We start from the raw sequence: 12,358 nt of genomic DNA on the forward strand, positions 1-12,358 counted from the left end.
CGGTGAGGGCGGGAGCCGTCGACAACCGCCCTGCTTTCCAGAGTGACCTCGTCCGTGCGGTACGTGAGCCTGAGAGATTCCGGGGAGGAGTTGCTCCTTCGGCGCCTCCGAGGTGGTCGGAGGACTCTCCCGCACGGGGTCAGCAGCCGCTGTCAGCCTACCAGCGAGGTCAATGCCGGAGCCTTCGAGTGGCCGCCTCCCTGAATGTGCTCTTTTGTAGTGCTTACGGATGAGTTGCGACCACGTGGAGGGAGAGGGACCGTGCAGACCGACATCGATCCGCGCAACCTGATCGGCCGCAAGGCGTTCGACCGCAATGGCACCAAGATCGGCACCATTGACGAGGTGTACCTGGACGACGCCACCGGAGTGCCCGAGTGGGCTGCCATACGCACCGGCCTGTTCTCCCGGGACGCCTTCGTACCCCTGGAGCCCAGCGAGCTCGTCGAAGGCAGCCTGTACGTCCCCTTCGACCGCGCCCTGATCAAGGACGCCCCCGACTTCGGCGTGGGCCGCCACCTCTCCCCCGAACAGGAACTCCAGCTCTACCACCACTACGGCCTCGACGTGGCCGCACCCCCCACCGTCCCGGACCACGACTTCGGCAAGCTGGCAGGCACGGAAGAACCCTGACCTGACCGACGCCCGACCTGACCGACGCCGGCAGCCCCGCCCCGCCCGCCGTAATCCCCGCGCGGGCCGGCTCGCACCCACAGCCCGACCCCCGTCCGGCCCCGGCCCGGGGCACCCAGACGGGACCGGCCCGGGGCCCGACCTGTCGGCCCCGACCCGCCGGCACACGGACCGGTCCCCGCCCGCTGCCCGGCCTATGTCCGCCCTCCGGCCCCCTCCAGCTGATCACCCACGCCCGAGCCGCCACCACCTTCCTCCGAGCCGTCCCCGACATCCGAGCCCCGAACCGTCTCCGGAGCGGGACCGGTGGGTGCGTGGGCCAGGTCGGCAACCAGCGGCAACGGCTCAGCCGACTCCAGCGCAGGATCGTCGACGAAAAACGTGCGCACACGCCCCGGCTCGGACTGCGGCGTCTCGAACCGCACCGTCACCCGGCCCAGTCCGCTCCCCTGCACCCATCCGGGCCCGTACTCCGCATGCCGTACGTCCTGCCCGGCGCGCCACTGCCGTTCCACCGGCTCCGCCCGCTCCGCGACGGCCTCGGCCACGGCCTCCTCCGGCGCCTCCACCGCCCCCGCGGGCATCGCCTGCGCGAACAGGTCCTCCTGCGTGTAGTCGGCGAGCCCGGACACCCCCACCCCGAGCAGCCGCACCCCGCCCGTGGTGTCCACCGGGTCCAGCAGCCGCGCCGCCGCCTCCCGGATGACCGCGGGGTCGTCCGTGGGCCCCCTGAGCGTCTCCGAGCGGGTCAGCGTGGAGAAGTCGTACCGCCGCACCTTCAGCACGATGGTCCGCCCGGACAGCCCCGCGTCGCGCAGCCTCCGCACGCACCGGTCGGCCAGCCGCTGCACCTCCAGACCGACCCGCAGCCGGTCGTGGATGTCCACGTCGTACGTGTCCTCCACCGACACCGACTTGGTCTCCCGCTCGGCCACCACCGGTCGCTCGTCCCGGGCCAGGGCCATCGCGTACAGCGCGTGCCCGTGCGCCTTGCCGAGCAGCCGGACCAGCTCGTCCTCCCCGGCCTCGGCCAGCTCCTGCACGGTGCTGATCCCGGCCCGGCGCAGATGGTCCCCGGTGGCCGGCCCCACCCCCGGCAGGGTCCGCACCGGCATCGGCCCCAGCAGCGCCCTCTCGGTGCCGGGCTCGATCAGCACCAGGCCGTCCGGCTTGGCCTGCTCGGAGGCGATCTTCGCCAGCATTTTCGAGGCGGCGAGCCCCACCGAACCGGTGAGCCCGGTGACCGCCCGGATGTCAGCGCGCAGCTTCTCCCCGGCCCGCCGCGCCGACTCCTCGTCCCAGGCCGCTCCCCCGGCCTCCAGATCCACGAACGCCTCGTCCAGACTCAGCGGCTCCACCAGCGGTGACAGCTCCCGCAGCAGCGCCATCACCTGCTCGCTGACCGACCGGTACAGGGTGAAGCGCGGCACCAGGTACGCGGCGTTGGGTGCCAGCCGGCGCGCCTGCGCCATGGGCATCGCCGAGTGGACCCCGAACACACGTGCCTCGTACGACGCGGTGGCCGCCACCCCGCGCGGTCCGAGCCCGCCCACGACGACCGCCTTCCCGCGCAGGCTCGGCTTGGACGCCTGCTCCACCGAGGCGAAGAAGGCATCCATGTCGAGATGCAGGATCGTGGGCGCGTTTCTCACATCTCCGATGCTGCACCACGCCACTGACAATGCGGTGGTGCCGGAGCGCCCCTCGGGAGACCCGGCGGTCAGACCGCCCGGTTGCGGCGCCGCGCCAGCTCGTCCGCGGGGTTGTGCCCGACGAGCGTCTCGCCGGTGTCGATGCGCTCACCGTGCAGCTGGGAGAGGGCGCTTTCCACATCGCGCCACACCACGCCGACGGCGATCCCGAAGATGCCCTGACCACCCTGGAGCAGGGCGTGGACCTCGTCCGGCGAGGTGCACTCGTACACGGTCGCACCGTCGCTCATCAGGGTCATCCGCTCCAGGTCACGGAAACCGCGTTCCCTCAGGTGCTGGACGGCCGTGCGGATGTTCTGCAGCGACACCCCGGTGTCCAGGAACCGCTTCACGATCTTCAGGACGACGACGTCCCGGAAGCTGTACAGCCGCTGGGTGCCCGACCCGTAGGCGGGCCGCACGCTGGGCTCGACCAGACCGGTCCGCGCCCAGTAGTCGAGCTGCCGGTAGGTGATACCGGCCGCCGCGCAGGCCGTGGGCCCGCGGTAGCCGATCTCTTCGGACGTCATGGCCGCCACCCCTCCACCGTTCGGCACCGCCGTCGGCAGCTGCGGAGCGTGATCCACCGCGCTGCCCGGATGGGGGTGTCCCCCGCCCGAGCGCAGTCGCGGGCTCGGGGGCGGGTACGGACCGCTCTCCCCGAAGCTGCGTCCGGGGGCACCCCCAGCCGTACCGTCGCCGCTGGTTCTCACGCCGACCTCCGTCCTTGACCTGCCTTCTCGACGGTAGGCAGTCACCAGGGGTGCGTCAACGATCGCCACACTCGGCACGCCGAGTGATAATCACCCTAGGAGTGGTTTCTCGTGTCCCACCGCGGGGAAAGGCTAGCCGAATGCGTTCGCGGCGGGCCGTAGGACGCTCTCACTGGCCGGAGGCACATGCCGAGGCGACGGCCGCGCGGAGCCGCCGACCGGCCGGGGCGGAACCCCGGTCCGGCGGGGCCGTGCCCCGCTGTTCACTGGCTGCTGGTACCGAAGTCCTCGGGCGAGATCTGGTCGAGGAACTCGCGGAACTTCTCCACCTCGTCCTCCTGCTCGTCCGGAATGGCGATACCCGCGTCGTCCAGCACCGTGTCACTGCCGTAGATCGGCGTTCCGGTGCGCAGAGCCAGCGCTATGGCATCGGAGGGGCGGGCGCTGACCTCGACCCCGCTGGCGAACACCAGCTCCGCGTAGAAGACGCCTTCTCGCAGATCGGTGATGCGCACTTCGGTCAGCTCCTGGCCGACGGCCTCCAGCACGTCCTTGAACAGGTCGTGGGTCAGCGGTCGCGCGGGGGCCATGCCCTGCTGGGCGAAGGCGATCGCCGTCGCCTCCCCCGGCCCGATCCAGATGGGGAGGTAACGGTCGCCCCCCACTTCGCGCAGGAGCACGATCGGCTGGTTGGAGGGCATTTCGACCCGGACACCTACGACATCGAGCTCGTTCACACAGCAACCCTAGGCCGTGCTCGGGACGTTTGGGTAGTCGGGCCGGGAACAGGTGCCCGATCCGGCCGTCCCGCGGGACCGCCGTCTCAGGGCAGCCGCACGCCCAGAGCGGTCTGTACCAGTGCCGCGTGCAGCTTCACCGCGAGGGCCGCCAGCTCTTTGGTGCGGGCCTCGGCGTGGGCCCTGGTCTGCGGGTTGCGGTGGCGCCTGAGCGGGGCCACCACCTGGTCGACCAGCCCCGCCTCGCGGTCCGCGGCGGCCTTCATCACCCGAAGGTGGCGTGGCTCGATCCCGAAGCGGCCCAGCTCGGCGATGAGCGAGGCCACCGTGACGGCCTCGGCGTCGTACGCCCCGTCCGCCAGGGGAGCGAGCAGCCCGTAGGACTCCCACTCCTTCAGCTCGTCCTCGTCGACGTCCGCCGCGGCCAGCAGCTCGGCCCTGCCGACCCTGGCCACCGTGCGCCCCTCGGCCGGCGCCGGCACGTCGTCGGGGGTCCGCTGGCGCCCCACCACGGGCAGCGGGGCGGCCTCACCCCGCTCCATGGCGTCCAGATGCTCCCGGATCACCTTCAGGGGCAGATAGTGGTCCCGCTGCATCCGCAGGACGTGGCCGAGGCGCTCGACGTCCGCGGCGCTGAACTTGCGGTACCCCGACGGGGTCCGCTGCGGCTCGATGAGCCCCTCCGACTCCAGGAAGCGGATCTTGGAGATGGTGACTTCGGGGAACTCGTCGCGCAGCACGTTCAGCACCGTGCCGATGCTCATCAGCCCACTGTCCCTGGCGGCGGTACCGCTTCCGGCACCGCCGCTCGGTGTTTGAAGCATGGACCTTCCCTGGGGATCCCCCCGGACATCGGTCCGGGGGCGGGTCAGATGCCCTGCCGGCTCGCGTAGAACACCAGCCGGTACTTGCCGATCTGCACCTCGTCACCGTTCGACAGAGCGACCTGGTCGATGCGCTCGCGGTTGACGTAGGTGCCGTTCAGGCTGCCCACGTCGGCCACCGTGAAGGAGCCGTCGGGGGAGCGCCGGAACTCCACGTGCCGCCGGGAGACCGTCACGTCGTCCAGGAAGATGTCGCTCTGCGGATGGCGGCCGGCCGTGGTCAGGTCGCTGTCCAGCAGGAAGCGGCTGCCCGAGTTCGGACCGCGGCGCACCACCAGCAGCGCCGAGCCCACCGGCAGCGCGTCCACCGCGGCCTGCGCCTCCGGGGAGAGCATCGGCAGCGGCGTCTGGCCGGTCGCCTCGGAGTCGTACGCCTCCAGACCGGAGATCGAGATGGTGGACGTCGTCTCGGAAGCCCGCTCGGGCGCCACCCCGGGGCGCAACGGCGCCCCGCAGTTGGAGCAGAACCGGGCGTTCTCCGCATTCCGGTTACCGCACCTCGTACACACCAGGACCGACATCGACGGATCCTCCTGCCGCGGCTGCCCCGCCGGGGCGTTGGACGCGTACGGACCGGAGGCAAACCCTCCACCCGTACCTGAGGTTGACGGTTGCCCGAAACCTATGCCGCCGGAGTGGGCAGGGTCAACAGACGCCGCGCCCTGACCACCGGAAATGTCACCGCCCGGACCAGCGACCTGGTCCCGGAACAGCGGGCGCTGGCCCTCCGCGTCAGGCTGTGCGCGATGACGAGCGGTCGCGTTGTCGCGGCCCTCTCGCGCGCTCTTGCCGAACAACTTCGCAAACAACTTCACGGGCGATTCCCCTTGACCGAAACAGACCCGCCCGTGGGGCAGGACGAACCCTGATTGCCTACACCGGCCGAGCCGGACATTCTCACAACGTCCGTAACCACCAGACAGTTTCCACCACGCGCCACCCCTTTGGTGCGCCGACCCCCCGCAACCTCATGCCCCTGCGCGACGACCGCCATGCACCACCGGTTCACCGGGAGGACGACCGAGCGTAGTCAGGCCGCTTCGCCTGCCGCAAGGCGTCCACGACGATCTTGTCCGACCGCTCGACGGTCACCGTGGCCTGCTCCTTCTCCAGAGTCTGCACCACGCCTCCAGGGATGTTCAGCGCCGGCTCCAGGTCCTGCGGCTTGCCGATGACCTTGAAACGATAGGGGGTGTTGATCTTGTTCCCGTCGACGCTCACGCTGTCGCCGGAGTCGGTGACGTAGGTACCGGCGACCACCCGGACCCCGTTGACCTGGATCGCCTCCGCGCCGGCCGCGCGCAACTCCTGGATCGCGTCGAGCAGCATGTCCGCCTGGACCGTCCCCTTCGTGTCCTCGATCGTCATGGTGATGCCGGGACCCTGCGCCGCCACGGTCCCCGCCAGGATGCCGAGTTGTCTCTCCTTCTCGGCGGTCTGCCGGCGGGCCTCGGCGGCCTGGTCGGAACTGGACTGCAGCTCCTGACGCTGCTTCTCGAGTCCCTGCTTCTCGTCCTCAAGACGCTGAGTACGGGAATCCAGTTCATCGAGGATGCGAACAAGATCTTCCTGACGCGCGCCGCGCAGCGCGCCGTCGGTGTCGCTGTTCGACGCCACCTGGACGGCCAGGCCGAAACCGAGGCCGAACAGCAGCAGCGCGACGATGAGTTGGGCCCGCGTGAAACGCGGCGGCCACAGGCCATCGACGAGCCGCTGCCTGCCCGTGAGCGGCTGCTGGGGCTCCTCCTGGCCCTGGCCCTGCTGCCCGGCCTCGGGCGCGGGCGCGGGCACCTCGGCCGGCAGCTCCCTGCGCAGCGGGTTCTCCGGCTGGGTCCGGTCGTTGCGGTCGTTCTGTTCGCTCATCGGAGTCACGCCCGGAACACATGCCGTCGGATCGCCGCGGCGTTGGAGAAGATCCTGATGCCCAGGACCACGACGACACCCGTGGACAGCTGCGCGCCCACGCCCAACTTGTCACCGAGGAACACGATGAGCGCGGCGACGACCACGTTCGACAGGAACGACACCACGAACACCTTGTCGTCGAAGATGCCGTCCAGCATGGCCCGCAGACCGCCGAAGACGGCGTCCAGCGCCGCGACGACGGCGATCGGCAGATAAGGCTCGACGACCGCCGGAACCTCGGGTCGGACCAACAGGCCGGCCACGACTCCCACGACGAGGCCCAGTACGGCGATCACGATGTGCCCTTCTCGGTTTTCTCGGACTTCGGCTGTGCTGTACGTACGATCACACTGGGGGCGGCCGGCAACCGGACGTCGCCCTCCGTGGAGATGGTGGCGCGGATGCCGTAGTTCTCCTCCAGGGCATGCAGATACAGGCCGTCGGCGCCGTTCTGGAACCTGGTGCTCAACCTCTCCCCGTCCCCCACCGCCAGCACCGTGTACGGCGGCACCAGCGGCCTGTTGTCGACCAGTATCGCGTCACCCGCGGCCCTGATCGCGGACAGGGCGGTGAGCCGCTGTCCGTTGATGGAGATCGCTTCCGCCCCGGAGGCCCACAGGCCGTTGACCACGCGCTGCATGTCGCGGTCCCGCACCCGGCCGGTGTCGGAGAAGCCGGAGGTCTCGCGAGGGTTGTTGCCGTCCCCGCCGCCGGCGGCCTCCTTGGCGTCGTCCACGACGAGCCTGACGCCGGGACCGTGCACCGCGGTGGCCCCCGACAGCAGGCCCACGAGGTCCGCCTCGGCGCTGCCACCGCTCGATCTCAGGGCTGCCCGCTGGCGGGCGCTGACGTCGTCGCGCAGCGTGTCGACGGTGCTCTCGAGCTTGTCCGCGGCCGCGGTCTCGGTGTCGATGCGGTCGATCAGCTCCTGGCGCTCCTTGGCCACGACGGGCGCCGTCACGCGCGCCTGCGCCGCCCCCACGGTCACCACCAGCGCCGCCAGGACGAGACCGGCGGCCAGGCCCAGCTTGGCCCGGAGCGTCTTCGGCAGGCCGCCCTCGCCCTGCGACTGCTTGCGGGCTGCGGCCTCGGCGTACCCGTCGTCGAGGCTGTGGTCCATGACGTTGGTGATCAACGACATGGAGGCGTCCGGGCGCTGCGGCCGCGTGGGGCTGCTCCGAACGGGGGGTTGCTGCGGCATGCCGCACATCGTCGCATGTCGCGCGCAGTACCTCCGAACGGCCCCACCGGCGTGCCGGACAGGCACCCTTGGGGGCACTTGTCCGGCACGCGCGCGTGCAGTGGCTTTCCGCCGTTCTCAGCCGCCGGGAGCTACCGGCCGGCGCTGTCCACGACCGCCGACCACTCGTCCAGCAGGGCCTTCGCGGAGGCGTCGTCGGGCCCCTCGGCCCACAGATGGGTCACGGCCTCGGCCGGGTCGGGCAGCACCATCACCCAGCGCCCGTCGGTCTCCACGACCCGCACACCGTCGGTCGTGTCGACGGAGCGGTCCCCGGCGGCCTCGACCACGCGCCGCATCACCAGTCCCTTGACGGCCCACGGCGTCGCCAGGTCCCGCTTGAGGACGTGGGCCCGCGGGATCCGGGCGTCGATCTGGCTGAGCGTGAGCTGGGTGCGCGCCACCAGCCCGATGAGCCGTACGAAGGCCGCTGTGCCGTCGTAGACACTGCTGAACTCGGGGACGATGAAGCCGCCCTTGCCGTCACCGCCGAAGATGGTGCCTTCCTCGCGTCCCACGCGCGTGAGGTCGTCGGGCGAGGTGGTGGTCCACTCGACCTGCGTGCCGTGGTACGCGGCCACCTGCTCGGCGATCCGGGTCGTGGTGACGGGAAGCGCCACCCGCCCGCTGCGCCGCTCGGCGGCCACCAGGTCCAGCATCACCAGCAGTGCCCGGTCGTCCTCGATGATCCGGCCCTTCTCGTCCACGAGCGACAGCCGCTCGCCGACGGGGTCGAACCGCACACCGAACGCGGCACCCGAGGACGCCACGATCTCACCGAGCCGCACCAGCCCCTTCCGTCGCATCTCCTCGGTCTCCGTGGGCCTGGACTCGTCCAGGCCGGGGTTGATGGTCAGCGAGTCCACCCCGAGCTTGCCGAGCAGGCTGGGCAGCACGAGCCCGGCACTGCCGTTCGAGGCGTCCACGACGACCTTGAGACCCGATTCGGCTATCCCGGTCGTGTCGACGTTCCGCAGCAGCGATCCGGTGTACGAGTCGAAGACGCTGGCCGGGAAGTACAGGTCACCGATCTCGCCCGGGAACGCCCGCCGGTACTCCTGGCGCGCGAACACCCGGTCCAGCTTACGCTGGCTGCCCTGCGAGAGGTCCGCGCCCTGCCCGTCGAAGAACATGATGTCGACCGAGTCCGGGACGCCCGGAGAGGTCCGGATCATGATCCCGCCGGCGCTGCCGCGCGCGGTCTGCTGCCGGGCCACCGGCAGCGGCACGTTCTCCAGGTCGCGTACGTCGATGGCGCTGGCCTGGAGCGCCGAGATCACCGCCCGCTTGAGCGCACGGGCACCCCGGGAGTGGTCGCGGGCCGTGGTGACCGTCGAGCCCTTCTTCAGCGTCGTGGCGTAGGCGCCGGCGAGCCGCACCGCCAGCTCGGGCGTGATCTCCACGTTCAGGATGCCGGAGACACCGCGGGCGCCGAACAGATGGGCCTGCCCCCGGGACTCCCAGATCACCGAGGTGTTGACGAAGGCACCGGCCTCGATGGTCTTGAACGGGTACACGCGAACGTTGCCCTGAACGATCGATTCCTCACCGATCAGGCACTCGTCGCCGATGACCGCGCCGTCCTCGATCCGGGCGGCGCGCATGATGTCGGTGTTCTTGCCGACGACGCAGCCGCGCAGATTGCTGTGCTGTCCGACGTACACGTTGTCGTGCACGACGGCCTTGTGCAGGAAGGCGCCGCTCTTGACGACCACGTTGGATCCGACCACGGTGTGCTCGCGGATCTCCGCGCCGGCCTCGACCTTCGCGTAGTCGCCGATGTACAGCGGCCCGCGCAGTACGGCGTCGGGGTGCACCTCGGCGCCCTCCGCGACCCACACGCCCGGGGAGATCTCGAAGCCGTCGATGTCGACGTTGACCTTGCCTTCGAGGACGTCCGCCTGGGCCTTCACGTAGCTCTCGTGCGTCCCGACGTCCTCCCAGTAGCCCTCGGCGACATAGCCGTAGATCGGCTTGCCTTCCTTCATCAGCTGCGGGAAGACATCCCCGGACCAGTCGACGGGCACATCGGCTTCCACGTAGTTGAAGACCTCTGGCTCCATGACGTAGATGCCCGTGTTCACCGTGTCGGAGAAGACCTGTCCCCAGGTCGGCTTCTCCAGGAAGCGCTCGACCTTGCCTTCCTCGTCGACGATGGTGATGCCGAACTCCAGCGGGTTGGGCACGCGGGTCAGACAGACCGTGACCAGCGCACCCTTCTCCTTGTGGAAATTGATCAGCTCGGTGAGGTCGAAGTCGGTCAGGGCATCGCCGGAGATGACGAGGAAGGCATCGTCCTTCAACGCCTCCTCGGCGTTCTTGACGCTTCCGGCGGTACCGAGTGGCTTCTCCTCATTGGCATACGTGAGCTCCATGCCAAGCTCTTCGCCGTCTCCGAAATAGTTCTTGACGAGCGAGGCCAGGAACTGCACGGTGACAACGGTCTCGTTGAGCCCGTGCCTTTTGAGCAGCCGTAGCACGTGCTCCATGATCGGGCGGTTGGCCACAGGCAGGAGCGGCTTGGGCATGCTAGAGGTCATGGGGCGCAGGCGAGTGCCTTCGCCCCCGGCCATCACGACGGCCTTCATGTCGGAAGCGTCCTCCTCCAAGAGACGACGGTCTAGCCGACTTCACCCGTCCAGATTGTCCCGCACTTTTCCACCGCGGGCCATCGAGGCGTTACGTCCGGACAATCGCCGAGCTCAATCGGCCATGGCGTCCGCACGAACCAAACGGCGGACTTGTACCACGTAGAGCACTCCTGCCCACCAATAGAGGGTTGTACCCCATCCGGCGAACGCCCATCCGAAAATAGCAGCGAGTGACGCGATCCAACCACTTCCGTCACTGAGGAGCAGGAGCGGGAAGGCGTACATCAGGTTGAAGGTGGCGGCCTTCCCGAGGAAGTTCACCTGCGGCGGCGGATACCCGTGCCGGCGGAGGATGCCCACCATCACCAGGAGAACCAGTTCCCGCGCCAGCAGCAGGCCGGTCAGCCAGATCGGCAGGATCTCCCGCCAGGTCAGGCCGAGGAGGGTGGAAAGCACGTAGAGGCGGTCGGCGGCGGGGTCGAGAAGCCGGCCCAGGCTGCTGATCTGGTTCCAGCGCCGGGCGAGCTTGCCGTCGAGATAGTCACTGACCCCGCTGAAAGCCAGCACGAGGAGGGCCCAGCCATCACTGTTGGGGCCGCCGAACTCCGGCCTGAGGATCAGCCACAGGAAGAGGGGTACGCCGACGAGCCGCGCCATGCTGAGGATGTTGGGGATGGTGAGGACCCGGTCTGTCTGGACACGGGTCTCCTGGACCTCCACCCGGGGGCCTCCTGTGCGAAACGAGCCAACGATGCCCAATGACCTTACCTCAACGCAAAAAAGCTCCGGCCCCTGGGCAGTGCCCAAGAGCCGGAGCTTCAAAAGGAGTTCGGCGGCGTCCTACTCTCCCACAGGGTCCCCCCTGCAGTACCATCGGCGCTGTGAGGCTTAGCTTCCGGGTTCGGTATGTAACCGGGCGTTTCCCTCACGCTATGACCACCGAAACACTATGAAACAATCAACAACCGTTGGCTGTTCGTGGTTTCAGAACCAACACAGTGGACGCGAGCAACTGAGGACAAGCCCTCGGCCTATTAGTACCGGTCACCTCCACACGTTACCGTGCTTCCAGATCCGGCCTATCAACCCAGTCGTCTACTGGGAGCCTTACCCCATCAAGTGGGTGGGAGTCCTCATCTCGAAGCAGGCTTCCCGCTTAGATGCTTTCAGCGGTTATCCCTCCCGAACGTAGCCAACCAGCCATGCCCTTGGCAGAACAACTGGCACACCAGAGGTTCGTCCGTCCCGGTCCTCTCGTACTAGGGACAGCCCTTCTCAAGACTCCTACGCGCACAGCGGATAGGGACCGAACTGTCTCACGACGTTCTAAACCCAGCTCGCGTACCGCTTTAATGGGCGAACAGCCCAACCCTTGGGACCGACTCCAGCCCCAGGATGCGACGAGCCGACATCGAGGTGCCAAACCATCCCGTCGATATGGACTCTTGGGGAAGATCAGCCTGTTATCCCCGGGGTACCTTTTATCCGTTGAGCGACGGCGCTTCCACAAGCCACCGCCGGATCACTAGTCCCGACTTTCGTCCCTGCTCGACCCGTCGGTCTCACAGTCAAGCTCCCTTGTGCACTTACACTCAACACCTGATTGCCAACCAGGCTGAGGGAACCTTTGGGCGCCTCCGTTACCCTTTAGGAGGCAACCGCCCCAGTTAAACTACCCATCAGACACTGTCCCTGATCCGGATCACGGACCCAGGTTAGACATCCAGCACGACCAGACTGGTATTTCAACGACGACTCCACAAACACTGGCGTGCCTGCTTCACAGTCTCCCAGCTATCCTACACAAGCCGAACCGAACACCAATATCAAACTGTAGTAAAGGTCCCGGGGTCTTTCCGTCCTGCTGCGCGAAACGAGCATCTTTACTCGTAGTGCAATTTCACCGGGCCTATGGTTGAGACAGTCGAGAAGTCGTTACGCCATTCGTGCAGGTCGGAACTTAC

General features: G+C 68.6%; 11 protein-coding genes, 2 rRNA genes and 1 riboswitch (1 of these 14 cut by a window edge). Of the genes, 1 reads left to right on the top strand and 12 read right to left on the bottom strand.

Annotated features, from left to right (window positions below):
• Positions 1-47: 47 nt before the first annotated feature.
• Positions 48-142: riboswitch (glycine riboswitch) on the bottom strand.
• Positions 143-261: 119 nt separating this feature from the next.
• The gene (locus S1361_RS07625; RefSeq protein ID WP_208031083.1) at positions 262-633 is read left to right on the top strand and encodes a PRC-barrel domain-containing protein; all 372 of its coding nucleotides are present in this window, start codon (positions 262-264) and stop codon (positions 631-633) included.
• Between the two features lie 194 nt (positions 634-827).
• On the opposite strand, the gene S1361_RS07630 is transcribed toward S1361_RS07625, so the two are convergent.
• From S1361_RS07630 to S1361_RS07685, 12 genes are all read right to left on the bottom strand, one after another.
• A complete protein-coding gene (locus tag S1361_RS07630) occupies positions 828-2,285 on the bottom strand; it encodes a DNA polymerase IV (protein WP_208031084.1) in 1,458 nt (485 codons plus the stop codon).
• Positions 2,286-2,353: 68 nt separating this feature from the next.
• On the bottom strand, positions 2,354-3,037 hold the full coding sequence (locus tag S1361_RS07635; protein WP_208031085.1) for a MerR family transcriptional regulator: 684 nt from the start codon (positions 3,035-3,037) through the stop codon (positions 2,354-2,356).
• A gap of 263 nt (positions 3,038-3,300) precedes the next feature.
• A complete protein-coding gene (locus S1361_RS07640; protein ID WP_026253112.1) occupies positions 3,301-3,774 on the bottom strand; it encodes a bifunctional nuclease family protein in 474 nt (157 codons plus the stop codon).
• An 86-nt stretch (positions 3,775-3,860) separates the two neighbouring features.
• On the bottom strand, positions 3,861-4,598 hold the full coding sequence (ftsR, locus tag S1361_RS07645; protein WP_208031086.1) for a transcriptional regulator FtsR: 738 nt from the start codon (positions 4,596-4,598) through the stop codon (positions 3,861-3,863).
• Between the two features lie 44 nt (positions 4,599-4,642).
• Positions 4,643-5,473: an FHA domain-containing protein gene (locus S1361_RS07650; RefSeq protein WP_208031087.1), complete on the bottom strand. Its 831-nt coding sequence runs from the start codon at positions 5,471-5,473 to the stop codon at positions 4,643-4,645.
• Between the two features lie 190 nt (positions 5,474-5,663).
• Positions 5,664-6,521 carry a DUF881 domain-containing protein gene (locus S1361_RS07655; protein WP_208031088.1) on the bottom strand — a complete coding sequence of 286 codons (858 nt, stop codon included), beginning with the start codon at positions 6,519-6,521 and terminating at the stop codon, positions 5,664-5,666.
• A 5-nt stretch (positions 6,522-6,526) separates the two neighbouring features.
• On the bottom strand, positions 6,527-6,859 hold the full coding sequence (locus S1361_RS07660) for a small basic family protein (RefSeq protein WP_003988855.1): 333 nt from the start codon (positions 6,857-6,859) through the stop codon (positions 6,527-6,529).
• Positions 6,856-7,764, bottom strand: a complete 909-nt coding sequence (locus S1361_RS07665; RefSeq protein ID WP_208031089.1) for a DUF881 domain-containing protein — start codon at positions 7,762-7,764, stop codon at positions 6,856-6,858. Before S1361_RS07665 ends, S1361_RS07660 begins: the two co-directional genes overlap by 4 nt.
• A 131-nt stretch (positions 7,765-7,895) precedes the next feature.
• The gene (locus S1361_RS07670) at positions 7,896-10,391 is read right to left on the bottom strand and encodes a mannose-1-phosphate guanyltransferase (protein ID WP_208031090.1); all 2,496 of its coding nucleotides are present in this window, start codon (positions 10,389-10,391) and stop codon (positions 7,896-7,898) included.
• A 114-nt stretch (positions 10,392-10,505) separates the two neighbouring features.
• The gene (gene clsA / locus S1361_RS07675; protein ID WP_208031091.1) at positions 10,506-11,114 is read right to left on the bottom strand and encodes a cardiolipin synthase ClsA; all 609 of its coding nucleotides are present in this window, start codon (positions 11,112-11,114) and stop codon (positions 10,506-10,508) included.
• Positions 11,115-11,221: 107 nt separating this feature from the next.
• Positions 11,222-11,338, bottom strand: a 5S ribosomal RNA gene (rrf, locus tag S1361_RS07680).
• A 70-nt stretch (positions 11,339-11,408) separates the two neighbouring features.
• Positions 11,409-12,358 (bottom strand): 23S ribosomal RNA (locus tag S1361_RS07685); it runs 2,171 nt beyond the window's last position.

This window comes from Streptomyces cyanogenus, from assembly GCF_017526105.1.
Taxonomy (GTDB): domain Bacteria; phylum Actinomycetota; class Actinomycetes; order Streptomycetales; family Streptomycetaceae; genus Streptomyces; species Streptomyces cyanogenus.